Annotated in this window: 26 protein-coding genes; 23 read left to right on the forward strand and 3 right to left on the reverse strand. The window is 53.6% G+C overall.

Going from position 1 to position 25,101, the window contains the following annotated elements; genetic code table 11:
- The first annotated feature begins 145 nt into the window (after positions 1-145).
- The 7 genes from WFK85_RS21790 (at position 146) to WFK85_RS21820 (ending at position 3,861) form a co-directional block, all read left to right on the forward strand.
- Entirely contained in the window at positions 146-397 is a 252-nt protein-coding gene (locus WFK85_RS21790) for a hypothetical protein (protein ID WP_336709612.1), read from the forward strand.
- Positions 398-616 (forward strand): hypothetical protein, encoded by a 219-nt coding sequence (locus WFK85_RS21795; protein WP_336709614.1) that lies wholly within the window; start codon positions 398-400, stop codon positions 614-616.
- Positions 609-1,121, forward strand: coding sequence for a hypothetical protein (locus tag WFK85_RS21800; RefSeq protein ID WP_336709615.1), 513 nt, complete (start codon positions 609-611; stop codon positions 1,119-1,121). Before WFK85_RS21795 ends, WFK85_RS21800 begins: the two co-directional genes overlap by 8 nt.
- The gene (locus WFK85_RS21805; RefSeq protein WP_336709616.1) at positions 1,121-1,369 is read left to right on the forward strand and encodes a hypothetical protein; all 249 of its coding nucleotides are present in this window, start codon (positions 1,121-1,123) and stop codon (positions 1,367-1,369) included. The genes WFK85_RS21800 and WFK85_RS21805 overlap by 1 nt, the downstream gene beginning before the upstream one ends.
- On the forward strand, positions 1,369-1,707 hold the full coding sequence (locus WFK85_RS21810; RefSeq protein WP_336709617.1) for a hypothetical protein: 339 nt from the start codon (positions 1,369-1,371) through the stop codon (positions 1,705-1,707). Before WFK85_RS21805 ends, WFK85_RS21810 begins: the two co-directional genes overlap by 1 nt.
- Positions 1,708-1,807: 100 nt before the next feature.
- A complete protein-coding gene (locus tag WFK85_RS21815) occupies positions 1,808-2,392 on the forward strand; it encodes a terminase small subunit (RefSeq protein ID WP_336709619.1) in 585 nt (194 codons plus the stop codon).
- A complete protein-coding gene (locus tag WFK85_RS21820; protein WP_336709620.1) occupies positions 2,389-3,861 on the forward strand; it encodes a terminase in 1,473 nt (490 codons plus the stop codon). Before WFK85_RS21815 ends, WFK85_RS21820 begins: the two co-directional genes overlap by 4 nt.
- Positions 3,862-3,963: 102 nt before the next feature.
- Here the strand turns inward: WFK85_RS21820 and WFK85_RS21825 are convergent, their stop codons facing one another.
- Positions 3,964-4,395: a hypothetical protein gene (locus tag WFK85_RS21825; protein WP_336709621.1), complete on the reverse strand. Its 432-nt coding sequence runs from the start codon at positions 4,393-4,395 to the stop codon at positions 3,964-3,966.
- 817 nt (positions 4,396-5,212) lie between these two features.
- Here WFK85_RS21825 and WFK85_RS21830 point away from each other — a divergent pair.
- From WFK85_RS21830 to WFK85_RS21900, 15 genes are all read left to right on the forward strand, one after another.
- Positions 5,213-5,419, forward strand: a complete 207-nt coding sequence (locus WFK85_RS21830) for a hypothetical protein (RefSeq protein WP_336709622.1) — start codon at positions 5,213-5,215, stop codon at positions 5,417-5,419.
- Positions 5,420-5,428: 9 nt separating this feature from the next.
- Entirely contained in the window at positions 5,429-7,090 is a 1,662-nt protein-coding gene (locus WFK85_RS21835) for a portal protein (protein ID WP_336709623.1), read from the forward strand.
- Positions 7,087-7,389, forward strand: coding sequence for a Bbp19 family protein (locus WFK85_RS21840; protein ID WP_336709624.1), 303 nt, complete (start codon positions 7,087-7,089; stop codon positions 7,387-7,389). The genes WFK85_RS21835 and WFK85_RS21840 overlap by 4 nt, the downstream gene beginning before the upstream one ends.
- Positions 7,386-8,093, forward strand: coding sequence for a peptidase (locus WFK85_RS21845; RefSeq protein WP_336709625.1), 708 nt, complete (start codon positions 7,386-7,388; stop codon positions 8,091-8,093). Before WFK85_RS21840 ends, WFK85_RS21845 begins: the two co-directional genes overlap by 4 nt.
- Before the next feature lie 13 nt (positions 8,094-8,106).
- Positions 8,107-9,093 carry a major capsid protein gene (locus WFK85_RS21850; protein WP_336709626.1) on the forward strand — a complete coding sequence of 329 codons (987 nt, stop codon included), beginning with the start codon at positions 8,107-8,109 and terminating at the stop codon, positions 9,091-9,093.
- A 53-nt stretch (positions 9,094-9,146) separates the two neighbouring features.
- The gene (locus WFK85_RS21855) at positions 9,147-9,584 is read left to right on the forward strand and encodes a Bbp16 family capsid cement protein (RefSeq protein WP_336709628.1); all 438 of its coding nucleotides are present in this window, start codon (positions 9,147-9,149) and stop codon (positions 9,582-9,584) included.
- A gap of 10 nt (positions 9,585-9,594) precedes the next feature.
- Positions 9,595-9,930 carry a hypothetical protein gene (locus WFK85_RS21860; RefSeq protein ID WP_336709629.1) on the forward strand — a complete coding sequence of 112 codons (336 nt, stop codon included), beginning with the start codon at positions 9,595-9,597 and terminating at the stop codon, positions 9,928-9,930.
- Positions 9,931-10,044: 114 nt separating this feature from the next.
- Positions 10,045-10,644, forward strand: coding sequence for a hypothetical protein (locus WFK85_RS21865; protein WP_336709631.1), 600 nt, complete (start codon positions 10,045-10,047; stop codon positions 10,642-10,644).
- Positions 10,644-13,112 (forward strand): hypothetical protein, encoded by a 2,469-nt coding sequence (locus WFK85_RS21870; protein WP_336709632.1) that lies wholly within the window; start codon positions 10,644-10,646, stop codon positions 13,110-13,112. Before WFK85_RS21865 ends, WFK85_RS21870 begins: the two co-directional genes overlap by 1 nt.
- On the forward strand, positions 13,112-13,576 hold the full coding sequence (locus WFK85_RS21875; RefSeq protein ID WP_336709654.1) for a hypothetical protein: 465 nt from the start codon (positions 13,112-13,114) through the stop codon (positions 13,574-13,576). The genes WFK85_RS21870 and WFK85_RS21875 overlap by 1 nt, the downstream gene beginning before the upstream one ends.
- A complete protein-coding gene (locus WFK85_RS21880) occupies positions 13,576-14,115 on the forward strand; it encodes a virion core protein, T7 gp14 family (RefSeq protein WP_336709633.1) in 540 nt (179 codons plus the stop codon). The genes WFK85_RS21875 and WFK85_RS21880 overlap by 1 nt, the downstream gene beginning before the upstream one ends.
- Before the next feature lie 57 nt (positions 14,116-14,172).
- Positions 14,173-16,749 carry a transglycosylase SLT domain-containing protein gene (locus WFK85_RS21885; RefSeq protein WP_336709635.1) on the forward strand — a complete coding sequence of 859 codons (2,577 nt, stop codon included), beginning with the start codon at positions 14,173-14,175 and terminating at the stop codon, positions 16,747-16,749.
- 1 nt (position 16,750) lies between these two features.
- Positions 16,751-18,448 (forward strand): hypothetical protein, encoded by a 1,698-nt coding sequence (locus tag WFK85_RS21890; RefSeq protein WP_336709636.1) that lies wholly within the window; start codon positions 16,751-16,753, stop codon positions 18,446-18,448.
- The gene (locus tag WFK85_RS21895) at positions 18,448-20,994 is read left to right on the forward strand and encodes a hypothetical protein (protein ID WP_336709638.1); all 2,547 of its coding nucleotides are present in this window, start codon (positions 18,448-18,450) and stop codon (positions 20,992-20,994) included. Before WFK85_RS21890 ends, WFK85_RS21895 begins: the two co-directional genes overlap by 1 nt.
- A 2-nt stretch (positions 20,995-20,996) precedes the next feature.
- The gene (locus WFK85_RS21900) at positions 20,997-21,410 is read left to right on the forward strand and encodes a hypothetical protein (protein ID WP_336709639.1); all 414 of its coding nucleotides are present in this window, start codon (positions 20,997-20,999) and stop codon (positions 21,408-21,410) included.
- 39 nt (positions 21,411-21,449) lie between these two features.
- Here the strand turns inward: WFK85_RS21900 and WFK85_RS21905 are convergent, their stop codons facing one another.
- Entirely contained in the window at positions 21,450-22,184 is a 735-nt protein-coding gene (locus WFK85_RS21905; RefSeq protein ID WP_336709640.1) for a Rha family transcriptional regulator, read from the reverse strand.
- Positions 22,185-22,501: 317 nt separating this feature from the next.
- Positions 22,502-22,771, reverse strand: coding sequence for a hypothetical protein (locus WFK85_RS21910; RefSeq protein ID WP_336709642.1), 270 nt, complete (start codon positions 22,769-22,771; stop codon positions 22,502-22,504).
- Between the two features lie 196 nt (positions 22,772-22,967).
- Between WFK85_RS21910 and WFK85_RS21915 the strand changes: the two genes are divergently transcribed.
- Positions 22,968-25,040: a phage tail protein gene (locus tag WFK85_RS21915; RefSeq protein WP_336709643.1), complete on the forward strand. Its 2,073-nt coding sequence runs from the start codon at positions 22,968-22,970 to the stop codon at positions 25,038-25,040.
- Positions 25,041-25,101: the final 61 nt, after the last annotated feature.

Here is a 25,101-nt window from a genome sequence, read left to right on the forward strand (position 1 = left end):
AGCAGAGCTGGAAGCCAGCCCATTAGCGGTGAAGCTGCCAGAGTCTTTCTATCCTGATGGCGATATAGATTGCCCGAAGGTAGTGGAAGTTGAGGAAGTTATCGAAGCAATCCGCGCCGCTGGCGGCACCGTGGAGGGGGAGTAGATGGCTATTTGGCTGGAAGTTCGCTGTGAGCGCAGAGGCGATGGAAGGTCGCCATACCACGGTTTTCGTTGCTGGTCTGACGATAATAATGGGCCGGGATTGATGGCTGATGATAACCAATCATCTGTTTTAAAAGTGCTAACTGAATTGAATAACGACTGCATTTCCGCTGGCTGGATTAAGTTTCGCGGCGAGGGCTGGGTTTGTCCGGCCTGCCTGGCTTATGAAAAACAGCAGGGTGAGGGGGAGTAGATGGAATATCTTTTTCTTTACTTTTGTTTCGGCGTCCCCGTGGGTCTTCTCGAGTTTGTGTCAGTGCTGTTTATCAGGGACAGCGGCGCGTGGTGGCTAAAAGGTGTTTATGCGCTGCTCGTGGCGATTGCGTGGCCATTAATCATCGTATTGATGTTTGTTCCCAATAGTGTTCTTTGCAAATGGCGCGAGCGCCTTACCGGGAGGCTTTATGAATAACCTGAGCCTAGACGATATCAAAGACCAGATCCGCATTCTGGAAGAAACAGCGGTAACTGGCGAAAGTGATGCTTTTGCTTTGCGCGCACTTCGCGAGCTACTTGCATTGCGGGAAGCGGGGAAAGAGCCGGTGGGGTTCCGCTGGCGGTATCCAGCATCCCGTGACTACGATCAGGCCTGGGCATACGTGAACCATCGTGCTACGCCCGACGCATTCGAGAGCGAGCAGGTAATCCAGTATCTCTACGCAGCGCCGCAGCTTCCTGCTGTGCCTGAATACCCTGAGTTGCTTCCGTGTCCTGTGTTGCTGGAGCCAGGGCTGCGCCTGAGCAAAGGCGTTAAAACCAGCTCACTACTGATGGCGCTTGCTGGCCGGGCTGAGCATGATGCACTGCTTGAGGCTATGACACCAGGAGAGCGGGCGGAATACGATGCGACTCTGGCAGAGGTGAGAGCAGCTCTTAATGGCGCGATAGCCGCAGCACCAAAGCCGGAGGTGAAGTGATGTCCAGGTTAACTTTCGTTGTTGAGTTTGAAGACGGCAAAGAACCGCCAGTACATGCGCACATGGAGGCGTTCGGCGGAAAGGTGGTTTCTGTCGCGTTTCGTGATGTGCTTGCTGATGAGGACTCCAGGCAGGTGAATGCACCGCCACACAAGTCAATGTGCCAAATTCGCTGTTTTATCTGCGGCGAGAAACACCCGATTGGCGTGGCCTGCCCACTGTCCACATTCACGTCGGTGGTGGGCTGATGGCTAAATCCGCAGCAGAACGCAAGGCCGCGCAGCGAGCGCGGCAGTTAGCTGGCGGCGAGCGTCGTATCGATCTGCCGCTGGATGCGCAGGAACTGGAAATGCTGACGCAGAACTGCGCCGCCCGGCGCCCGGGAAAGGCGCCGTACGATGCAGCGGAGTACATTGCGCTACTGATCCGGCAGGACAATGCACGCCTGAACGGCCTGATTAAATCGATGAGCGCAAGCAGCTGCGGCAAATGTGGTGACCGCACTCCAGTTAGTTCGTGCCCGTGCGCCGGTGATAGTCAGTGCTGGGTAAGTTCCGGCTGGCGCCGTATGAAAATAAAGGTGTGACTGGTCACGACAGATAAATAACAGCAACGGCCGCCGACTATGGCGGCTTTGTTTTGCGTGTTAGTATTACCAAAAAGGTACTTATAGCCAGGTGGTAACGATGGTCGCTAACCCGAAACGGAAATCAACGCAGTACAAGCCGCTGACGGCGAAGGTCGAAGCTTACTGCCAGGAATACATTAAATGCCCGGAGAATCAGACTCAGGCGGCGATTAATGCCGGTTACTCGCACAAGACGGCGGCCAAGTTCGCGAGCCAGAACATGCGCGATGAGCGCGTGCAGAAGCGTATCGCTGAACTAATGGAGGAACGGAACAAGCGCCTGCGCGTCAGCGCCGATTACGTCCTGCTGCGGCTGGTGGAGATCGACCAGATGGATGTGCTGGACATACTGCGCGACGATGGCGGCCTGAAGCCAATAAGCGAGTGGCCGAAGATTTGGCGCACCACGCTTAGCGGCCTGGATATCTCGACGACGATTACCAACTTCGACGAAACTACGATCGAGAACCTGCTTAAAAAAATCAAGTGGCCGGACAAGGTGAAGAACCTCGAGCTAATCGGTAAGCATGTCGATGTGATGGCCTTCAAAGAGCGCCTGGACGTTAACGTGAATGTCACCATTGCCGACCGCATGGCCGCCGCCCGCCGACGCCTGGCTAAATCAAAAGGCGGTGATGAATGACCGACGCCGCCAGCCTTTCCCCGGAAGAGCAACTGATCGAGGACATAGCCGGATTTACGCATGATCCGCTTGGTTATGCGCTCTACGCATTTCCTTGGGGCGAGGACGGCACCGAGCTTGCTCACGCCTCTGGCCCCCGCCAGTGGCAGGCCGACGCATTCCAGGAGATAGGCGATCACCTGCAGAACCCAGCAACGCGGCACCAGCCGCTGATGATTGCCCGCGCATCCGGCCACGGCATCGGCAAATCCGCTTTCATCTCGATGCTGATTAACTGGGGCATGTCCACGTGTGAGGATTGTAAGGTTGTGGTGACAGCCAACACTGACAACCAGCTGCGCACCAAGACCTGGCCGGAAATCATCAAATGGTCGAATCTGGCCATAACCTCCGAGTGGTTCACCACGACCGCCACCGCGATGTACAGCAACGATCCCGGTCACGATAAGCGTTGGCGCGCCGACGCCATACCATGGAGCGAACACAACACTGAAGCGTTCGCCGGGCTGCACAACGAGCGCAAGCGCATCATCGTGGTATTCGACGAGGCGTCGAACATTGCCGATCTGGTGTGGGAAGTAGCAGAGGGGGCGCTTACCGACGAAGACACTGAAATTATCTGGGTGGCGTTCGGTAACCCGACACGTAACACCGGTCGTTTCCGCGAGTGCTTCCGCAAATACCGGCATCGATGGAAGTCCAAGCAGATCGACAGCCGCACGGTGGAAGGCACCAACAAACAGCAGTTGCAGAAGTGGGTGGACGACTACGGCGAGGACAGCGACTTTGTGAAGGTGCGCGTGCGCGGGATATTCCCTGACGCGTCCGAGCTGCAGTTCATCCCCACCGGCCTGACCGATGCCGCAATGAAGCGCGTCGTCACAGGCGCACAGGTGGCGCATGCACCGGTTATCATCGGCGTTGACCCGGCGTATTCCGGTGTGGATGACGCGGTGATATACCTTCGTCAGGGGCTGCACAGCAAGGTGTTATGGACGGGCTCAAAGACAACCGACGATCTGGTGATGGCGAAGCGCATCGCTGATTTTGAAGACCAGTACCAGGCTGATGCGGTGTTTATCGACTTCGGTTACGGCACCGGCCTGAAATCCATCGGCGACGGCTGGGGGCGGTCGTGGACACTTGTGCCGTTCGGCGGCGCCAGCGCAGACCCTCAGATGGCGCGTAAGCGCGGTGAGATGTTCAACAGCTGCAAGAAGTGGCTCGCCCTGGGCGGCATGCTGGATGACCAGGAAACAGCAGACGACCTTTCGGCAGCGGAGTACAAAGTCAGGGTGGACGGAAAGATAGAGATGGAACCGAAAGAGGATATCAAAAAGCGTTTAGGGCGATCGCCTGGTAAGGGCGATGCCCTGCTGCTTACGTTCGCTTTCCCGGTGTCTAAACGGATGAATATCCCCGGTCAGCAGCAGGGCAGAGCCATCACGGATTACGATCCCTATGCTTGAGCAACTACTGAATAATTTGCAGTAGTTCGAAATGCTGTGTTTGTAGGTGATGGAAAAATAAAAGCCCGCGCATCGGCGGGCTAGTTGTGACAGGTCACGGTGTTATATTAACTCATTCCACTCAACCCATTTACCTGTTCTGCGTTTAACCTCTTCTCGCTTTAAAAATAAAAGTTCACGGCATCGCTCGCAGCCGTCAAACTCATCTGAATGTTTCTTAAAAGGCGCGCCACGCCGATACGTATACGTTCCGCATACGCACCTGGCAACATATCTTGCTCCTGATTTCCCTCCGCCTTGTTGGTCTGCCAGGCCAATAATTGTCAGTCTTCCTCGCTTTCTGCCGATCATTGATTCCACTTCACGCCGATGCTGAGGGTTTTTAATGTTATAAGCGGGAAATATTGGAAGTGGGAAATCACTGTCACCGGTTTGAATAACTTTGTTCGGTGTCCAGTCAACACCTTTGCCGACCACTCTCGCCGCGACCCTATCCACAGGTAATCTCTTCATATCGAATAGGTCTTTGCTCATGATTATCACCTTAAAAAAATGCCCGGCTAACCGGGCGAACTGGAAGTAATAGGAGTTTGGTTTTCACAGCAGGAAGTCATCGCAATGGCGTCATGATGTAAAAAGGGCGGTGGTCAGTAAGGGAATAACTGCCACCGCCAAGACTACACACAGCATTTTTTACCTCTGGTACCACGCTGGCTACGTGATTGGGTTGTGGTGGTGGTGCCTCCACCTGCCAGGCTGGCAACACCTGGCGACGTCAGACCATCTAAAACGTTTCATTTTCAGTGTTTGAAAACATGCCTCGTCGCGAGCGCTTAGCCGCAATTGCCACAACGAAGAGAGCACTAATTACCACAGTGGGCCGCCCGGCGAGAGAGGCGTTGCTTCCGTTAATGCGCTCCTCGTTATGTAATCCGTTTCGTGGATTGGACGGCAGGTGATCAGACTGCACCATGGTGGAACTTATTTTCAGCGTTATGCTCATGCCACAACGGGAGGCACCTTCCAGTTGCGTTTAACTGCCAACCACATTAGTGAGAGGGAGTTCTGAACGATGCCTGCCGTTGTGCCCTCGTCTCTTCCGAGGTGTCACACCGTATCGCCGCGATGGTGAGTCGCCATGTCAGGCAGTAACCAAGCCCGGCTTGCACATTCCGGCTTATCCCGTCGGTATGAGTACGCAAGGAACCTTCGGGGCCGCTAACGATGCATGTGCCATACACCGTGCTATTACCAATAAGGTAATAATTACATTGCAACCTGTCAATATACTACGTCAAATAATTCTTATGTGGTTTAATTGGTAATAATTTAAACGCATTGGAGTTAGCGTATGTGCATCGGAAAGACACCATCTGCACCGGCAGCACCAGAGATTCAGGCGGCACCTCAAGAGCAGGATGCTGCTGTTACTGGTGCCCGTGATGACGAAGAGCGTCGCCGCCGTGCCGCAGCAGGCCGTAACTCGACGCTGCTTACCGGTGCCCAGGGCGACACATCAACCGCGACAACCAGCGGTAAAACGCTGCTTGGACAGTAAGGGTTAACGATGCCGGATACTCTGAAGGAGCAATTGCAGAAAGAGCTGAGCCAGCTTAAGCAGGACAGAAGCTCTTTCGAGCCGCACTGGCGCGACCTGAGCGACTGGATAAGCCCGCGCAGCAGCCGCTTCCTGAAGAGTGACGTCAATCGCGGCGACCGCCGCAACACCAAGATTGTTGACCCAACTGCCACTATGGCTAACCGCACGCTGTCATCCGGCATGATGTCCGGCATTACCAGCCCCACGCGCCCATGGTTCAAACTGGCAACACCTGATCCCGAGATGATGGACTACGGCCCGGTGAAGATGTGGCTGGAGACTGTGCAGAACCGCATGAACGACATGTTCAATAAGTCGAATCTGTATCAGTCCCTGCCAATCATGTACGGCAGCCTTGGCACTTACGGCACTTCCGCCATGTCAGTGCTTGAGGACAACGCGGACATCATCCGCACGTATCCGTTCCCGCTGGGTAGCTTCTACATTGCGAACAGCCCACGGCTTAGCGTTGACACTGCGTATCGCGAATTCTCTATGACAGTTCGCCAGATGGTGCAGATGTTCGGCATCGACAAGGTGAGCACCACGGTTAAAGGGCTGTGGGATACCGGCGCTTACGAAACGTGGATCGAAGTGGTCCAGGCCGTTTATCCGAACCTGAACCGTGATACCGGAAAGCTGGACGCGAAGAACAAGCTCTACAAGTCCGTGTATTACGAGACTGGTGGCGACAATGACCGCGTGCTGCGTGAATCTGGTTTTGATGAGTTCCCGATTCTGGCGCCGCGCTGGGAAGTTAACGGCGAGGATGTTTACGGATCGTCATGTCCTGGCATGCTGGCGCTGGGCCAGGTGAAAGCGCTGCAGCTCGAGCAGAAGCGCAAAAGTCAGCTCATCGACAAAGCAACAAACCCGCCAATGGTCGGGCCTTCTTCGCTGAAGAATCAGCGTGTTTCTCTGCTGCCCGGCGACATCACTTACATCGACCAGATGGGTTCTCAGGACGGCTTTAAGCCTGCCTATCTGGTTAACCCTAACACTGCCGACCTGATCGCCGACATCCAGGACACGCGCAGCATTATCAACAGCGCCTACTTTACTGACCTTTTCATGATGCTGCAGAACGTGAATACACGCTCTATGCCGGTTGAAGCAGTGATCGAGATGAAGGAAGAGAAACTACTGATGCTTGGGCCGGTACTTGAGCGCCTGAACGACGAGTTCCTTGATCCGCTGATCGACCGCTCGTTCTCCATCATGGTGAAGAAAAACCTGCTACCGCCACCGCCAGATGTGATGCAGGGAATGCCGCTGCGCATCGAATACATCTCTGTCATGGCTCAGGCCCAGAAAGCTATCGGTCTGGGAAGCCTTGAGCGGTTTGTGGGCTTCGTGGCGAACATGGCGCAGGCCAAGCCTGAGGCTCTCGATAAGCTCAACGTTGACCAGGCGATCGACAGCTACGCGATTATGTCCGGCGTTTCGCCGACGGTTGTCGTTCCTGAAGAGGACGTGCAGTCCATGCGCCAGCAGCGCGCGCAGCAGCAACAGCAACAACAGGCAATGCAAATGGGCATGGCAGCAGCGCAGGGCGCTAAAACTCTTAGCGAGGCGCAGACAGCAGATCCGAGCGTTCTCTCTGCTCTGGCTGGAGGTGCTCAGCAATGACAGATTTTGACGAAGAGAAGCTGAGAGCTGACAGAGAAATAAAAGCGCGTGACCTGTCACAGCGAGAAGCCGATGACATCAATCAGGTGATGAGCACTGAAGGTGGCCGCCGCGTCGTTTGGTCAGTGCTGGAGCAGGGGCGTGTTTTCTCAGCAATCCCGCCAATGGATGCACTGGCAATGGCATTTAACGAAGGGCAGCGCAATCTGGCGCTGGCGCTGTTTCAGCGTGTTATGCAGCACTGCCCACATCAGTATCTGAAGATGGCCGAGGAGGCCAACCAACAGGAGCAATCATGAATTTGTTTGAACGTCTCATGTTCCGCCGGCTGTGCAACGAGCAGTCAGTGGAAGGCGGTGAGCATGCTGCGGCATCTACCGGCTCAGAAGTTTCTCAGGAGTCTGGTGAGAGCCATCAACAACAGCAGGGTCAGGAGCAAGATCAGGAGCAGAAGACTGAGGAAGGCGCTCAGAATCAGAAGACTGAAACTGAGTTGAATGCTGAAAAGCAAGCAGCTGAGAAAGCTGCTAAAGAGCAGAAGCCTGAAGGCGCTCCGGAAAAGTACGAGTTCAAAGCCGCTGAAGGTCAGGAGCTTGACCAGGTGGCGATCAAAGAGTTTGAGCCGATTGCGCGAGAGCTGAACCTGACCAACGAGCAGGCGCAGAAATTCGTTGACGTCTACACCTCAAAACTTCTGCCGCAGCTACAACAGCAGCAGGTAGAGAAGTGGACTCAGCAAACCGAGCAGTGGGCCTCTGACGTCAAGGCCGACAAAGAGATCGGCGGCGACAAGATGACGGCTAACGTCGGTCTGGCGCAGAAAGCCTTCGACCAGTTCGGAAGCCCTGAACTTAAAGAATACCTGAACACCACCGGGTTGGGTAACCACCCCGAAATCATTCGGGCGTTCATGAAGGTCGGTAAAGCCATGTCAGAAGACGACATGGTTATGACCGGTAACATTGGCCAGCGTAGTGCGGCCGAAGTTTTGTACGGCAAATAAGAGGATATGAACTATGTCTGTTAAAGGCGTAATTGCGCTGACGCTGGCCGACTGGGGCAAGCGCATCGATCCCAATGGCAAGGTGGATAAAATCATCGAGCTGTTGGGCCAGACCAACCCGATTCTGCAGGACATGCTGATTGTTGAAGGCAACTTGCCGACTGGTCACCGTACTACCATCCGTTCCGGTCTGCCGTCGGCTACCTGGCGCTTGCTGAACTACGGTGTGCAGCCGAGCAAATCAACCACCGTCCAGGTTACTGACGGCGTTGGCATGCTGGAAACCTATGCCGAGATCGACAAGTCGCTGGCTGACCTGAACGGTAATACCGCTGAATTCCGTCTGTCTGAGGATCGCGCTTTCATTGAAGCGATGAATCAGCAGATGGCGCAGACGCTGTTCTACGGTGACTCCAGCATTAACCCTCAGCAGTTTATGGGGCTTTCCTCGCGTTATTCCAGCCTGAGCGCCGGTAACGCGCAGAACATTATCGATGCTGGCGGCACAGGTACCGATAACAGCTCTATCTGGCTGGTGGTGTGGGGTGAGAACACCGTTCACGGCATCTTCCCTAAAGGCCAGAAAGCGGGCCTGCAGATGGAAGATAAAGGCCAGCAGACGCTCAAGGATGCTAATGGGGGCCAGTACGAAGGCTACCGCACCCACTATAAGTGGGATAACGGCCTGGTGCTGCGCGACTGGCGTTACGTTGTTCGCATCGCAAACATCGATGTGAGCGATTTGTCTGACCCAGCCAAGGCGGCCAATATCGCAAAACTGATGGTTAAAGCGCTTCACCGCATTCCTAACCGCGGCATGGGCAAGCCGGTGTTCTACGTGAACCGCACCATCGGGCAGGCGCTTGACCTTCAGTCTCTGGAAAAATCTTCCCTGGCAATTTCCGTCAAGGAGACGGAAGGCGAGTGGTGGACTGCGTTCCGCGGTGTACCAATCCGCGAAACCGATGCGCTTCTGGAAACCGAAGCGCGCGTAGTTTAACCCCTGACTTTAACCAGTGGCCCGGCAACGGGCTACTAAACGGAGAGATAAAGATGATCACCGACAAACTGTTGATGTTCTCCGAAGCGCAGGCGGTAACGGCTACCGCAGCTTCAACTGATGTGATTGACCTCGGGCCAATCGACGGTACTCGCCGCGATATCGGCGTTGGCTACCCTCTGGAATTCTGGACTCTGGTAAACACCACAGCAACCGCCGAAGGTGCGGCGACAGTTAACGTTCAGCTTCAAACCAGCCCTGACAACTCCGCATGGACCACCATTGCAAGCAGTGGCGATCTGGCTCTGTCTGCTCTGGTAGCGGGTAAGCGTATCGTTTCCCAGAAGGTGCCGGCGGGCGTTCAGAAGTATTTGCGCGTTAACTATGTGGTCGGTACCGGTCCGCTGACGGCTGGCGCGTTCACTTCTGGTATCAACCTGGATGTGGACAACAACACTGCCTATCCAACCCGCTCGAAAATTACTGGTTAAGGGGATTTAGATGTCAGGTGAAAAAGCAAAATACCGCGTACTTCGCCTCTCTCACATCCACAACCAGTTATGGGAAGAGGGTGCAGAGGTTGAGTACGACGGCGTGCCAGGCACTGCGCTTGATCCGCTGAACGATGCGGCCAAAAAGGCGAAGGCAGCAGGCAAGAAATTACCTGTGGAAATTACAGCCGGTGGCCAGGGTGGCAATGATCCGCTGAACGATGCTGAGCTGGAAAAGCTTCGCGAAGAGTATGAGGCGCTCTTCGGAGATAAACCCCACTTCAACACCAAAGCCGAAACTCTCCGCGAGAAAATTGCGGAAGAGCGCCAGCGGCTGGGCGTGTAACCGGCACTCACAAGGGGCCAGGCGGCCCCTTTCTTTTCTGGAGCGGATTATGGAACTCGTAAATTTAAAGACCGGCACCGATAGCTACCAGGATGAAAACGGGAGTGATGAGTAATGGCCTCCGTTATCGAAATCTGCAACATCGCGTTGAGCCGCATCGGCAACAGCCGCTCTATCAATAGCCTTACCGAGCAAAGCAAAGAGGCCGGTGCGTGCAGTCTGCACTACGAGGCTTGCCGCGATGCGACGCTCAGTGACTTCCCGTGGCCGTTTGCCACAAAACGCGCTGCTCTTGCAGATACCGGTAACCCGCCTCCTGACTGGCAGTATGCCTACACATACCCGCCGGATTGCAAACGCATCATTGAAATCATGGTGCCAGGTGTGCGTAACCCAACTGCTGCCATGCGTATTCAGTACGTGATTGGCGCTGACGAGGCTGGCACCGGAAAGCTTATTTACACGGATCAGCCTCAGGCATGGCTCAAATACGTTTCCCAGGTCACTGACGTGAACATGTTCGACGACATATTCCGTGACGCGCTGGCCTGGCGACTGGCCGGAGAGATTGCCATGCAACTAACCGGTGCCCGCGATCAAGGCAGTATGCAGATGTATGGCAGCACAATCCTCAGCGCCGGATCGCGCAGCCTGGAAGAGTCGCAGGAGCCGCCACAGCCTGAGAGTGAATTCACTATTGCGAGGTTGTCATAATGGCTTTCAGCCTGATTCAGCCAAGTTTCGCCGGCGGTGAAATTGGCCCCTCTCTGTATGGCCGTATCGACATGGCCAAATATTCCGTGGCGCTGCGCAAGTGCCGTAACTTTGTTGTGCGCCAGTACGGCGGCGTGGAAAACAGGCCTGGTACGAAGTTTATCGCCGCGGCTAAATACCCTGATAAGAAATGCCGACTGATCCCGTTCCAGTTCTCAACTGTGCAGACGTATGCTCTGGAGTTCGGCGACAAGTACATGCGCGTCTACAAAGACGGCGGGCAGGTGCTCGTGACGAATACCACCACAATTTACGAACTGGCAACGCCATACGTCGACGCTGATCTATTCCGCCTGAAGTTTACCCAGTCTGCCGACGTGCTGACCATCGTTCATCCGGCATACCCACCAATGGAGCTGCGCCGTTACGCGCATGACAACTGGCAACTGGTAGCCGTGGAGACCAAGAACGGGCCGTTCGAAGAAATCAATGTCGATAACGCTGCGAAGGTTTACGCCAGCGCCAGCACTGGAACTGTTACGCTAACCTCCAGCACCACGATATTCGGTGCCGAGCAGGTTGGAAAGCTTTTCTACCTCGAGCAGCCGGCGGTTGATTCCGTTCCCGTGTGGGAAACGAACAAGACGACAGTAGTGAATGATGTTCGCCGTGCGGAAAGCAATTACTACCGTGCGAATACTGCTGGCAAAACTGGCACGCTTAGACCATCACACACCGAGGGAATGTCATGGGACGGCTGGAGTGGTGACTCTGGGATTCAGTGGGAATACCTGCACTCTGGATTCGGTATCGCCATGATTACCGCAGTGGCAGCTGATGGCTTGACGGCTACAGCAACGGTTATTTCTTACCTTCCGTCACAGGTGGTTGGCTCCGCCAATGCCAGCTACAAGTGGGCCAGGTTCGCATGGAACAGCGTGAGTGGCTATCCGGGAACGGTAGTTTACTACCAACAGCGACTCTACTTTGCCGCGTCTACCGCATACCCTCAGACCATCTGGGCCAGCCGAACCGGAGACTATAAAGACTTCGGAAAGAAAAACCCGTTGCAGGATGATGACCGGATCATCTACACCTACGCCGGACGGCAGGTAAACGAGATTCGCCACCTGATTGATGTCGGCTCTTTGGTAGCACTGACTTCTGGCGGTGAATACCAGATCACCGGCGACCAGAACAAAGTGCTTACCCCAAGCTCTTTCGCGTTCAGCTCTCAGGGATCTAACGGATCGAGCAACATCCCGCCGATTGCTGTGGCAAACATTGCCCTGTTTGTGCAGGAGAAGGGTAGCGCGGTACGGGATCTGGCTTACTCGTTCGACGTTGACGGTTATCAGGGTAACGACCTGACGATACTGGCAAACCACTTATTCGCCAATCACACGCTGGTGGACTGGTCCTTCTCAATCGTGCCTTATTCAATAGCCTGGGCGATCCGCGATGATGGCATGCTGCTGGCGCTGACGTATCTCCGTGAGCAGCAGGTTTTTGCATGGGCGCCGCAGCCAACTGAAGGGAAATTTGAATCAACGGTATGCATCAGTGAGGGCGGTGAAGATGCTGTGTATTTCGTGGTGAACCGCACCATCAACGGCCAGGTCAAGCGCTACGTTGAGCGCCTGCAAACTCGCCAGTTCACCAGTGAAGAGGACGCTTTCTTTGTCGATTGTGGCCTGAGCTATGACGGGCGGAATGGCAGTGGGCGCACGGTAACTATCACCGGCGGTGCCGGGGAATGGAGTTATCAGGAACAGTACACGCTTACCGTCAGTGGGACCGAGTATTTTTCAGTTGGAGATGTTGGCGCGGAGATCCAGTTACCGTACACCGAAACGAACGATGACACTGGAGCGCCGGTAGATAAGCAACTGCGCTGCGAGATCGTGGAATTAGTGAACGGCAACACTGTGACCATTTCAGCAAGCCGCAATGTGCCCGCGCAGTTCCAAGCTATAGCTACAGCTAACTGGCGTATGGCACGCGGCCACTTCTCAGGGCTCGAGCACCTTGAAGGCAAAACAGTAAGCATTCTTTCTGATGGTAGCGTTGAGCCGCAGAAAGTTGTTACTGGTGGATCGGTCACGCTGGAATCGCCGGGCGCAGTCGTACACATCGGCCTGCCAGTCACTGCTGAATTTGAGACGCTGGACATCAATATCAACGGCCAGGAAACGCTGCTGGATAAGACCAAACTTATTCCTAAAGTGGCGCTCATTGTTAACGCCAGTCGTGGCATCTTCGCCGGTACTGACAAAGACCACCTTTACGAGTACCCGCAGCGTGAGTTTGAGTTTTACGACGATCCGGTTTCCGATGCCACCGGCGTTGTTGAGGTAAAACTCGATTCCCAATGGGATAAAGGCGGGCGCGTGTACATCAGGCAATCAGATCCTCTTCCGCTCTCTGTGCTGGCTGTGATCCCTCGCGTATCAGTGGGTGGTGCATGATGAACAGCACCAACATTGTTCCAGCCACTGCAGATCATGTGGCTGCATTGCTTCCGCATATCAGGCCCGCTGATGTCGATGAGTTCATTGCTGCTTCTGGCCAGTCACCAGCTGAAGTTCTCGAGCACGCACTTCGCGTTTCAACCCGTGCATGGGCCGGGGTGGTTAACGAAGAAGTGATCGGTATCTTCGGTGTTGCCCCGTCATCTCTCATCGGCGGTAAGGGTACGCCGTGGCTGGTGGGCACAACGCTGATTGAGAGCCACTACCGCACCTTTCTGCGCAACTCACGCCCAGTGCTTAGCGAGCTCCTTTCCCTGTACCCATATCTGGAAAACTTCGTCGATCAGCGCAATCACGTCGCTAAAGCCTGGCTGCACTGGTTGGGGTTCAGTCTTGAAGAGCCAGCCCCATATGGTGTGCAGGGCCTGCCTTTCCACCGCTTCCACATGGAGAAAAAATAATGTGTGACCCAACAGTGATCGGCGGTGCCGTGCTGGCAATGTCAGCAATGCAGGCATACAGCCAGAACCAGCAGGGTAAGTACCAGGCTGAAGTAGCCAATCAGAATGCGGGCATTGCTGAGCAGCAGGCCCAGGATGCTATTAACCGCGGCAATGCCCAGGCCGATGAAGTTCGCCGACGCAACCGGCAGGCCGCCGGTACTCAGGCTGCAACGATGGGCGCCACCGGCGCAGACCTTAGCTCTGGTAATGCGCTTGACATCTTCGGCGACACTGCGCAGTTCGGCCAGCTTGATGCGCTGACTACGGTGAATAATGCCCAGCGTGAGGCTTATGGCTTCCAGGTGCAGGCAATGAACTCAAGGGCGGAAGCCAAAGCCGCGCGCTCAAATGGGCGCACAGGCGCATTGACCACTATTCTCACAGCGCCGCTGCAGGCGTATGGCGCATATCAACTGGCAGGTGGTACGTGGAACCCGTTCACGCAATCTAAAGCCGCACCAATTTCCGCCGCCGTTGGCACACCGACAGGACGATAAGGGGGCTCTATGCCAGTAGTACCTACAGTACAGGGCCGCCAGGTACAAAGCATCGGCGTGCAGACCGGTGGCTTTACTCCGGCGCCCACTCAGGATGCTTTCGGCGCCATTGCCGGAGTTGGCGAGAAATACGCTGGTGCCTTTGCCGAAGCTAAACAGCGGGCCAATGTAGCTATGGTCCAGGATGCGTCGCTGCAGCTTAGCCAGCGCAGCAACGATCTGATGACCAACCCGGAAAACGGTTTGCTGTCACTTCAGGGAAAGAACGCGATCGGCAAGGGTCAGGAGTACACCAGTCAGTTTGATGCAGCAGCCAGCGAATTAGCGATGCAACTGCCGGATGATGCCGCTCGTAAAGCGTTTATGGATCAGGCGCAGCAGCAGCGCATTCAGTTCATGACGCAGGCCGGGCGCCATGAGATGGGGCAAGTTAAGCAGTACGAGGCTGGCATGCAGCAGGGTACGCTTAGCTCACTCACCCAACAGGCCATTGCCAGCCCTGAAATGTTCAATCATTCAGCAATGAATGCCTACCAGTCGATTATTGCCTACGGCAAAGCCCATGGCCAGAGTGAGCAGGAAATCGAAGGTAACTGGGTACAGTGGCGTGAGCAGGCGGCCAACAAAGCCAGCGAGGCCTGGTACACCCCAACCTACATGCAGATGATGGGGCCAGACGGAAAGATAGAGGTTACCGACACGCCGAACGAAGCACAGCTATTTTCCGCGATGATCTGGAATGAAAGCGGTGGAAACCAGTTCGGTAAGGACGGAGCCCCGCTTCGTTCTGGCAAAGGGGCCGTTGGCGTAGCTCAAGTTATGGAGGATACCGGTCCCGAGGCTGCCCGCCTCGCTGGTCTGGAATGGGATCGTGATAAGTGGCTCAATGACCCTCGGTATAACGCGCAGTTGGGCAAAGCGTACTTCGGTGCGCAGATGAAAAAATATGACAACAATCCTGTGCTGGCTGTGGCGGCATATAACGCTGGGCCAGGTGCCGTTGATGGCTGGATCAATAAGCTTGGTGATCCGCGTACCGGTCAGGTTTCTAATGAGCAATTTGCCGCGGCAATCCCGTTTGAAGAAACCAGAAACTATGTTGCCAAAGTGACTGGTAGCGCCGGGGCAATACCCGGTAAGGCGACCATGGAGAGCCTGGCAAGTCAGCCATTCTGGAATGCCATGAGCCCACAGAATAAGTCAGCGATGATGGCTAAGGTTGCCGGTATGTACGACATGCAGGCTTCCGCTGGGCGCATAGCGCTTCAGAGCAAGATGGGTGATGACATCGCCGCACTAGAAGCGGGCAAGACAGTTACGCCTATCACTGCAAAACAATGGGCGGCCACGATGCCGCTCCAGGCATCACCGGCAGAGCGCATGCAGCTGGAAAAAAACTACCAGCAGTATCAGCAGGCAATGACACTCCAGCCGGTATACCAGAGCATTATGCAGGGAACGCCGCAGCAGGGTATGGCGGCAGTTCAGGCCATGGCGCCGCAGGAGTCTGATCCAGACTTTAAGTATAAGCAGGGTCTTTACTCCACAGCTCAGGCGAAGCTCAATGCCGTGCTGAAAGCCAGGGAGTCGGATCCCGGCACGTGGCTGCAGAAAAACTCTAACGTCGCTCAGAATGCTTTCCAGCTCTACCAGAACGGGCAGGCATCCGGTGAATATCTGGCATCCCGCCTGCAGGCAGAAAAAGACCGCCTTGGCATCGTCAGCAAAAAAGTGCTGCCTGATACCATGGTCGATAACATCCTCACCAAAATTGACAACAACAAAGAGTCCAGCGTGCAGGCTATCCAGGCCGTTGCGCAGTCTTTTGGTAAGTATTCTGATCAGGTAATGAGGCAGGTTCAGAATAAATCATATCCGGCTCTCAAAGTTATTATGTCAACGCAAAACCCAAGAGCTGCAAATGCGCTATGGCAAAGTCGTAATGTTTCAACCTCTGATATTAAATCTGGGTTTGAAAAGACTGATACAGATAGTGCTGATTCATCATGGAATGATCAGTTCAAGGACTTTTCCTCTACGCTTATTCCTCAGCGTGATGGTGTAGGTAACTGGAATATTTATAATGAGCAGGGGAAGCGACTTACATATATTTATATGCAGCGTGGTTTATCCTCTGATAACGCAGCCAAGCAAGCATATCAAGATATGCTAGGCGAGCAGTATCAAACAAACTCTACATGGCGCCTACCAAACTCATCCGGGCAGGATTTACGGGATGTTAAGGACGGGGCCAGCAAATATCTTAACGACCTGAAGCCTGAGCAAATTATGCCGCTTATCGGCGATCCGCGCTTGCCGGATAATGTGAACCTCGATCAAAGTATTTCCCGCATTCGTGATAATGGGCAGTGGGTGACAAACACTGATGAAACAGGGCTTACGCTGATGATGAACGGCCTGTTGGTGAATGGCGCCGACGGCAACCCGATTACAGTGACATTCTCTGACCTGGCGAAGCTTGGTGCTGGCGATCGCTCAACCTGGAATAGCCTGACTAAGTTTGTCGATTCGCCTGTGAAATATACACCAGGGCAATCGAAAAATTACAGCGTTGAAAGCCAGCGTGACCAGTTGATTAATATCATCCAGAACGGCCAACAGCAGGGACGGTAACATGCCAATTTATACCGATGATCCAGGCCAGGGGATTAACCAGCCTATCAGCAACGCAGAATCAGGACTGGGCGAATCCCTGCTTTCTTCACTTAAGCAGGGGTTTGAAGAGGGGCCGGTAATGTCCGGCATTCGCTTTGCTCAGGCTGATATGCTGGCAAATGACCCAAACTCTGCCGTTATCAGCAAATCAGATGCGGATGCCCGGCTGAAAGAATACGGCGTGAAGAGTATCAATGTTCCTGATTCAGGCGTCACCCAGGCGTTTCTGGATCACGTCATTGATGAGCGTAAAACCTCGCTGGCCAAACAGCAGATAGCAATGGCTGCTCCTTCTGGATGGTTCGCAACGCCGCTGAATTTCACCGCCAGCCTGGCGGGCTCTATGGCCGATCCTGGTAACGTTGCACTAGCGTTTGTTCCATTCGCAGGAGAAGCAAAGGCGGCCTCTGTCGCTGGCAGGTTTGCCGAGCGTTTTGTGGCTGGTTCAAGAATGGGCGCTGCGCAGGCGGTGGCGACTGTCCCGCTAACTGCTCAGGCAGCAGCAGCTGAAGGTGACGACTTCACATACGGTAATGCGCTGGAGAGTACATTCTTTAACACCATGGCTGGTGGCCTTATGCACGCCGGTGGCGGGCTAATCGCTGACGCTGTACGAGCCAGACGCCCAGCGGCATTGCCTGATGAACCTGCAGCACCTGCAGTTGATATCGCCCAGCCTACGCCAGTCGTTACGCCTGATAGTATTCCATCCGGGATCGATATTCCTGAAGTCGGCACCAATGCAGACCTGGCCACAGCAATCTCACGCGATGCTGAAGGATATGCCTACAGCCGGGCCTATGATGATGTTGTGCCTGATTACCTGGCCCGCCAGCAAGAAATGCAAACTGGTTTTGCCGATAACGTTGGCGATCTGCGTTCAGAATTGGCGTCCAATAACCAGGAGATCGCATCTCTGGATGGCTCATTGCAGCAGCGCACCAGCGAATACCAGGCGCAGAGAATGAAGTTCAAGGATGCCCGCGCAAAAGCGCTTAAAGATATTCAGGCTGAGAAGGACGCTATCACTGCGCGGAATGAAGAGATTAACCAGACCATTCAGCGCAATGCTGATGCTGAGCAGGGGCGCGCCCGTGAATCGCAGTTGTCGAGAGGTGAAATACCAGAAGACCTGAAGCCCACAATCGCCTCGCGGGCGCAGGAAATCAGAGAAGGCATGCAGATGTCCCCTGTCGCTGGTGCTGTGAGAACTGCAGCAAGTGCCGTAAGGGAGGCAGACTGGAGTGTTAACCAGCAGGCGTACCGTGCTGCGCTGGCGCACATGATGGACGGGCGCAGCCCGGATGTTCAGCCGTTCTATGATCTGCATAAACCAGCACTGCGCGAGCGTGCTGTTTCCCGCATACAAAACCCTGAGCCAGTGCCAGATGAAGGCGGCCGTGTTGTCAGTGAAAGAGCCGATCGAGTATGGCAGGATACCCAGAAACCAGACCACGAAATGAATAACGCAGCTGCTGATCTGGAGAATGAATTTAACCTGAGCGATGCGTTGCTAAACGACATTGCAACTGACAACCCTGAGCTGGCTGCAACGATGCGTGAGAATATCGCAACCATCCGCGCTGAAGCTAATGACGAATCCTTTGGCAAGGCCCTGCGTGCTTTTGCCGCCTGTATGATTAACCGGGGGCTGTAATGGCTAACGAATTTTTAACGCAGTGCGAAATGACCGTGAACGCGGCCGCCGGCAGAAAGTTAAGCGAAACAGAAATGGAATCGCTGGTGCGCGACATGAACGACACCACAAATAGGATCCTCGCCAGCAATGAGGCGCTGTCACTTGAAGAGGCAGCGTTGCGCGCTGCTGAAGAGCTAACCGGCGCTGACAAACTGGCAAAGGTAATTGAGGCTCGCAACAAAGCTATCAACACCCGCATTGCCGCCCAGCGCCTGAGTGAGCTGCGAACCACATGGAAGGACAGGCCAGACATTGGCCTTGAGGCTATGCTTGTGGGCCGTAACGATGCCCGCACCGGCTCCCGCCGCTCAGTAGCTTCAGAAGTTGCTCAACTGCGCGGGAAATATCACGCTGGCATCAACTATGACCTGGACCAGGCAGGACTGGTGAAGTTTATCGCCAGCGGCAGTAATGACCGTGAGATCGCCGATGCAATGTGGCGTATCGGTCGAGAAATGAAAACTGACGGTATGACAAGACAATCAGTCAGCGCTGCACAAATCATCATGAAGTGGCAGGAGTCTGCCCGCATCGATGAGAATCGTGCTGGCGCATGGATACGCAAAGAGCCTGGTTATATCGTACGGCAGTCGCACGACATCCTGAAAATAAGGTCAGCGGGTTATGAGGCCTGGCGAGATGCTATTTTGCCGCGACTAGATGAACGCACGTTCGACGGCGTGAGCGATCGTGAAAGCTTCATGAGCAATGTCTACAAGGGCCTTGCCTCAGGCGTTCACCTGACATCTGAAAAGCCTGACTGGATGAATGGCTTCAAGGGCTCTCAGAACGCCGCTAAGCGTGCGAGCCAGGAACGTGTGCTGCACTTCAAAGACGGCGTTTCATGGCATGAGTATAACCAGCAGTTCGGTACCGGAAGTCTCCGTGAGGCCATATTTGGCGGACTGAATAGTGCGGCCCGCACCACCGGGATGATGCGCGTGCTGGGCACGAATCCGCAGACCATGTTCAAGTACCTGACTGACACTATCGCCGACGACGTCAGTAAGGCCGGAAACCCTGCGGCGCTGGCAGACTACATGACGCAGGTCAGACGGCTGAACCGTAACACCATGCCTCAGGTTGATGGTTCCCTTAACATACCCGGCAGCGTTGGCCTGGCCAATACCTCTTCCACTATTCGCGGCTGGTTGCGAATGACTCAGTTGGGTGGAGCCGTAATCTCATCATTCAACGACGTGCCGGTTGCGGCCACGGAAATGCGATATCAGGGACAGAACTTCATGGGCGCGCTGCTCACTGCGATGAAAGGGCGCTTTGCTCGTTACACTTCGGCTGAGCAGAAAGAAATTCTTTCTTCGGTGGGCGTCTACTCCGACACCATGACACAGGAGATCATCCGCCGTATCTCTGGTGACGATACGTTAACCGGAAAAATGGGCCGGGCACAGCAGTTGTTCTTCAAGTACAACCTCATGAACTTCTGGACAGAATCCGGGCGTAACTCTAACGCCATGATGATCACCAACTGGCTGGCACAGAATGCAGAGTTGCCGCATGTGCGCCTGAACGATGACCTGCGCCGCGTGCTTGATCTGCACGGTATCGGCGCGAAGGAATGGGACCTGCTGCGCGGCATGGACATGGCTGGCAGTGAAGGTCGCAAGTTCATGACCGGCAGCGGTATCCGAGGCATACCTGAAGAGCAGATTGCGGCATACGTTGAGAGTAAGGGGCTGAAAGCAACAGATCGCGCTATCGCTGACGCCAGAGAAACGCTGGAGGGGCAGTTGCGAGGCTACGTCCTTGACCGCCTGAACATCGCTATGTCGGAGCCCGGAGAGCGCACCCAGGCGCTCATGAAGATGGGCACCGTTCCCGGTACGGTTCCGGGTGAGGCGATCCGCTTCGCTGGTCAGTACAAATCATTCACCGCCAGTTTTATGCAGAACGTCATGGGTCGTGAGGTATTTGGGCGCGGCTATACACCTGCTGGCCTGGGTGAATCGAAAACTACCTCGCTCACCAACGCCCTGCTGCGCAACGGGAAGGGTGCATTCATGGGGGCGGCTAACCTGTTTGTGTGGGCAACGATGTTTGGCTACATCTCCCTGCAGACAAAGCTTATGCTGAAGGGTCAAACCCCGCGCCCGGCGGATGGTAAAACCTTCTTGGCCTCCGCAGCGCAGGGTGGCGGCCTTGGCATCCTGGGCGACTTCATGTTCGGAGAGGTTAACCGAATGGGGGCAGGGCCGGTTACTTCCCTCATGGGCCCAGCAGCATCCAATGCAGATACCATCATTACGCTGCTCCAGCAGTCGACACGCGGCGATGCAAAGTTGGGCGACTTCTACCGCACTGCACTGGACAACACGCCGTTCCTGAATGTTTTCTGGCTGCGCACAGCGATGAATGGTTTAATATTGAACCGTATACAGGATGCGTTAGATCCCGGTTCGCTGGAGAGGTACCAGCGCCGCGTGCAGCGCGAGCAGGGTAACGAGTTCCTGATCCCACCTTCGCAGTTCATGTTAGGAAAATAATAATGAGATTGATTTTATGCACAGCAATTCTTGCATTATCTGGGTGCTCTTCTTCATTTGATACATTTGATGGTGTAGATAAGGCATATTGTGACAAAGTAAAAATGAATTATTCGCTATCAATATTGGCTAAAGATGTATGTATAGATAACTACATAAAAAAATATACGAAAGACAATTCAATACCCACTGATGTGGCTGAAGCATCAATGTCTGAGTGTGGTAGGGTTATATCATCAGCGGCAAACTCATCTTACGATGAGGCAATGTGCGAAATGGCATATAAAAACGGAATGTCAGTTCAACGCCTAAGCAGCATGGTTTCTGACAGAGACAGAAATACAGCCATTTCGAACACGGATAATGTTAAAAGGGATGCTATAAACAGGGTCGTAAAGTATCAATCTACTTTATAACACCCCACAAAAAAGCCCGCAGCGCGGGCTTGGTTATTTTTAGTGGCTCTTCGCCTGCTTAATGATGTACTCGGCATGCGTCAGCATGTCACCAATCGCCTTGCGCTGTTGCATCAGGCAGTAGCGGATCACCTCCAGCTCACGGTACGCACCGGAAACTTCGTGGTTATTGTTTCCCAGTTCGCGTATCAGAGCGTGAAGCTGTAGCCCTTCGCGTTCCTCAGAGAGCAGGGCGGTCAGCACTTCATCCGGACCAATCTCGCAGTTGGAATAGTGGTACTGGTAATCGCGCATCTCGCGCAGGATCACCGGCACGCACTTCTCGGCGATACGTTCTGCCGCTTTGCGGTCCGTTTCCTTCTTGCTGCGGCGACCGTCACGCACGCTCAATGATGTAGGCTTGGTGTTAACCAGGTCACCCAGGGTATTTTCACCGACGCGCAAAGACAGCAGTTCAGATTCCATTTTGTCGAACTCTGCTATGTACGCTTCTTTGAACTCTGCAGCTTTCTTACCAGTGAATCCCATCACCAAAAACACGAACCCGTTTTTGGTCATTTCATACATTTTATAGGTGTTCCCGTTGTGCTCATAGGTAACCAGCGAAAAATTGCTGGTTAAAAATTGTTCTGAGCAATCAAGGGATTCGACTTTCTGCGTGACGTGTTGGTGCTGCTTGGCAAAGAAAGCGGCGACGGATTTAGTGGTAGTGACCGGACGGCCGCTGCGAACAATAACTTCTGGTGTGATACCGCATGGGAATTGACTAGCCATTGTGATTCTCCTTCGACTTGGATAATCACCACCTGAGGTGCAAATCTCGCTGGTGGTGAACTGAGAAGGGTTTGCACTACCGGCGTCGAAGGAAACCGGCCAGCCTTACGGCTGCCCCGCCCAGCCCACCATTGAGATGTGGCTGTGCCGCACAAACAAAAAACACGCATAGCGCGTGTCGTGCGCCTTCAACATTCCGGGGTGCAAATCCCGGCACCGGATTTTGCCGATGCCTGATAACTATGGCGCAGCTTTGTGCGAAAGTAAATACACCAAAATGTTAAATTAATCAACGATTTTTGGTAATTAAAATTCGTTTAGGGTTTATCTGGCAGGTTCTTTTTGATGATCGAAGTGCAATAGTCCAGGTGAGAAAGCAGGTCACCCATCGAAACATTGGTGCTGCTGACGTAGTTAATCAGCGCTGTCAGTTCTGCCGCCGCCCCGCTAACATCATACCCATCGCCATCCAGGGCTCTCAGTAATTTCATAAGGCTTGAATCCTCTACCAGCATTCGAACACCAGCTGGGCTGTGGATCCTTTCTTCCTGTCCTTCTTCAAGAGGGTAATGATACTCGCACGGCATGTGATGACCTCCACCATTGTACTGTATGGATATACATATATCAGAGGGTAGCAAGTTTCGCCAGAAAAAATAGTTACCTTATTGGTAATTTTTTGCTTTAAAAAACCCTGATTAATTCATAAGCGGGTTTATTGGTCATAGAATGACGATTATGCGGCCGCGCCGGGCGAGCCGATTCCCGGGAGTGAAAAGAGAAATGACAGTCTCAACCGAAGTAGACCACAACGAATACACTGGTAACGGCGTCACCACGTCGTTTCCGTACACCTTCAGGATTTTTAAAAAAGGCGATCTAGTAGTGCAGACGGTTGACCTGAGCGAAAACATCCGCGTGCTAACCCTGGATACCGATTACACCATAACAGGCGCTGGAAAATATAACGGCGGAAATGTCGTGCTTACCGCACCACTGGCAAACGGATGGCGAATCTCTGTGTTGCGTGAGCTACCAGTTACCCAAGAAACCGATCTTCGTAACCAGGGAAAGTTCTTCGCCGAAGTGCATGAGGATGCTTTCGATAAGCTGACGATGCTGATCCAACAATGCTTCGGTGGTTTACGCCTGGTGTTGCGTAGGCCGTCTTTTGTCGCTAACTTCTATGATGCGATGGGGTATTACATCCGTAATCTTCGTGACCCGTCACGACCTCAGGATGCAGCCACTAAAAGCTATGTTGATAGCGTGGCAAATACGAACCTTAACCACATCCTCCGAACGCCTGAGGCAATATCGCCGCTACCGGCAATTGAGCAGCGCAAAAATAAAATCGTTGCCATGGATGATAACGGCAACCCGATAATGGTACTCCCTGAGTCTGGTTCAGCTGCTGACGTTCTAATTGAGCTTGCAAAACCACCGGGCGCGGGTTTGATTGGGCATGGTGCTGGTACGGTAGAAGATTCCCTGGTTAGCCTGGAAGATAAAACCGGGTTTAACGCTGTGGGACGCTTCCTTAATCTTGCAGAGTTACGAGCTACTGTGCCAACTAGCGCAGGGATGATTGTTTATGTGGCTTCTTCGGCCAGTACAACGCATGCAGAATCGCATGTAGGCGGTGGATATTTCGAATCTGTAGATAATACCCAGGCATGGCCGGATGACGGTGGGATTGTCATTAAGCCAGCGACAGGTACGATTGTCTGGAAGCGCATTAATTTCACGCTGTACGATATGCAGTTCTGGGGGGTAAAGGCTGATGGAGTAACCGATAACGCCGCAGCCATTACAAAGGCAACGGATTACGCGAGAGCTAACAGGATTATTCTTGAAGCTCCAGCAGGTAGCATTAATACATCCAAAACTGTCCCCATATATGACAACATGGGTATTCGTGGCTTTGGAAAAGCCGAGGCCACTGTATTCTATAAAACGACAAATGATAAAATCGACCTAACAAAAAATGGAGCCGTCGTTCTCCAGGTCGATGCATTATGTGCATTCGTCCCTAAGCAGTGGGATATTAGTGATTTTTCAATGCAATCATTTTGCGCTAACGGTCGGATTGAAAACTGCATGTTCCGTAGGCATGGATTAACCGAGTCAAATGTACTTGCTATTAAACCGCAATACGGTTTATTCCTGGGAAAAGCAGCAGCCCCAGTGGCTCGACAAAGTGTTTTTGAATGCGCAGACATTGGTTGCTTCTCTTATTGCCCGTTCTCGGGAGTGATGGAAATGCTAGGTTTTCCGCAGTACGCGGGAAAGGGTTTTGCTGGAGTATTCTTTGAGGATTTCCGTGGCGGCCAAATCAGGGTTATCGGAACGTCTATGGATATGCGATTAGTACAAATTAACGGGTATCAGTTCGGCTTTAGAATGTCGGGAATGCAATACACAACAATGACAAACTGCACAGCAGAAAATTGTACCCCGATGGCTGGCGAAACGGTTAGTTACGCGTTTGATTTTGTTAATCCTTACTGCATAATTATGAATACTTGCGCAACAGAAGAGTGCGTAGGTGGTCAGATTCGAGTATCTGTGCAGGGAAATCCATCATTCAGGCCATCTCTGATTGTTAATGGATTCTTGCCAATCGGGCAACACAATCCACGCGCACCAACTCCTATAATTAACATAGACAATATCGGTATAGTTGAATCAAGCGTTATTATAAACGGCGGAGACCTTGCAATAGCACCTGGCCTCCCAAACTTAACTGTGCCTGTGGCCAGCGGGTCAGGGCAAAAGGTAAGGATGATTGGTGTTAATGGGTCGCCAAAATCAATATGGAACATCAGTGCCGGGGCTGATGTTCAGGAATTCTGATTTACACTCGTTGACATAGAAGCCATATGAAACTAACCTGCCAGAAATATTTAACTTTCTG

Source organism: Cedecea sp. VD22, assembly GCF_037150195.1.
GTDB lineage: Bacteria > Pseudomonadota > Gammaproteobacteria > Enterobacterales > Enterobacteriaceae > Cedecea.

What these genes read in the sequence shown, in the direction of transcription:
- WFK85_RS21790 (WP_336709612.1), top strand. Translation starts at nt 146, where the DNA reads ATGGCTATTTGGCTGGAAGTTCGCTGTGAGCGCAGAGGCGATGGAAGG.
- WFK85_RS21795 (WP_336709614.1), top strand. Translation starts at nt 398, where the DNA reads ATGGAATATCTTTTTCTTTACTTTTGTTTCGGCGTCCCCGTGGGTCTT.
- WFK85_RS21800 (WP_336709615.1), top strand. Translation starts at nt 609, where the DNA reads ATGAATAACCTGAGCCTAGACGATATCAAAGACCAGATCCGCATTCTG.
- WFK85_RS21805 (WP_336709616.1), top strand. Translation starts at nt 1,121, where the DNA reads ATGTCCAGGTTAACTTTCGTTGTTGAGTTTGAAGACGGCAAAGAACCG.
- WFK85_RS21810 (WP_336709617.1), top strand. Translation starts at nt 1,369, where the DNA reads ATGGCTAAATCCGCAGCAGAACGCAAGGCCGCGCAGCGAGCGCGGCAG.
- WFK85_RS21815 (WP_336709619.1), top strand. Translation starts at nt 1,808, where the DNA reads ATGGTCGCTAACCCGAAACGGAAATCAACGCAGTACAAGCCGCTGACG.
- WFK85_RS21820 (WP_336709620.1), top strand. Translation starts at nt 2,389, where the DNA reads ATGACCGACGCCGCCAGCCTTTCCCCGGAAGAGCAACTGATCGAGGAC.
- WFK85_RS21825 (WP_336709621.1), bottom strand. Translation starts at nt 4,395, where the DNA reads ATGAGCAAAGACCTATTCGATATGAAGAGATTACCTGTGGATAGGGTC.
- WFK85_RS21830 (WP_336709622.1), top strand. Translation starts at nt 5,213, where the DNA reads ATGTGCATCGGAAAGACACCATCTGCACCGGCAGCACCAGAGATTCAG.
- WFK85_RS21835 (WP_336709623.1), top strand. Translation starts at nt 5,429, where the DNA reads ATGCCGGATACTCTGAAGGAGCAATTGCAGAAAGAGCTGAGCCAGCTT.
- WFK85_RS21840 (WP_336709624.1), top strand. Translation starts at nt 7,087, where the DNA reads ATGACAGATTTTGACGAAGAGAAGCTGAGAGCTGACAGAGAAATAAAA.
- WFK85_RS21845 (WP_336709625.1), top strand. Translation starts at nt 7,386, where the DNA reads ATGAATTTGTTTGAACGTCTCATGTTCCGCCGGCTGTGCAACGAGCAG.
- WFK85_RS21850 (WP_336709626.1), top strand. Translation starts at nt 8,107, where the DNA reads ATGTCTGTTAAAGGCGTAATTGCGCTGACGCTGGCCGACTGGGGCAAG.
- WFK85_RS21855 (WP_336709628.1), top strand. Translation starts at nt 9,147, where the DNA reads ATGATCACCGACAAACTGTTGATGTTCTCCGAAGCGCAGGCGGTAACG.
- WFK85_RS21860 (WP_336709629.1), top strand. Translation starts at nt 9,595, where the DNA reads ATGTCAGGTGAAAAAGCAAAATACCGCGTACTTCGCCTCTCTCACATC.
- WFK85_RS21865 (WP_336709631.1), top strand. Translation starts at nt 10,045, where the DNA reads ATGGCCTCCGTTATCGAAATCTGCAACATCGCGTTGAGCCGCATCGGC.
- WFK85_RS21870 (WP_336709632.1), top strand. Translation starts at nt 10,644, where the DNA reads ATGGCTTTCAGCCTGATTCAGCCAAGTTTCGCCGGCGGTGAAATTGGC.
- WFK85_RS21875 (WP_336709654.1), top strand. Translation starts at nt 13,112, where the DNA reads ATGAACAGCACCAACATTGTTCCAGCCACTGCAGATCATGTGGCTGCA.
- WFK85_RS21880 (WP_336709633.1), top strand. Translation starts at nt 13,576, where the DNA reads ATGTGTGACCCAACAGTGATCGGCGGTGCCGTGCTGGCAATGTCAGCA.
- WFK85_RS21890 (WP_336709636.1), top strand. Translation starts at nt 16,751, where the DNA reads ATGCCAATTTATACCGATGATCCAGGCCAGGGGATTAACCAGCCTATC.
- WFK85_RS21895 (WP_336709638.1), top strand. Translation starts at nt 18,448, where the DNA reads ATGGCTAACGAATTTTTAACGCAGTGCGAAATGACCGTGAACGCGGCC.
- WFK85_RS21900 (WP_336709639.1), top strand. Translation starts at nt 20,997, where the DNA reads ATGAGATTGATTTTATGCACAGCAATTCTTGCATTATCTGGGTGCTCT.
- WFK85_RS21905 (WP_336709640.1), bottom strand. Translation starts at nt 22,184, where the DNA reads ATGGCTAGTCAATTCCCATGCGGTATCACACCAGAAGTTATTGTTCGC.
- WFK85_RS21910 (WP_336709642.1), bottom strand. Translation starts at nt 22,771, where the DNA reads ATGCCGTGCGAGTATCATTACCCTCTTGAAGAAGGACAGGAAGAAAGG.
- WFK85_RS21915 (WP_336709643.1), top strand. Translation starts at nt 22,968, where the DNA reads ATGACAGTCTCAACCGAAGTAGACCACAACGAATACACTGGTAACGGC.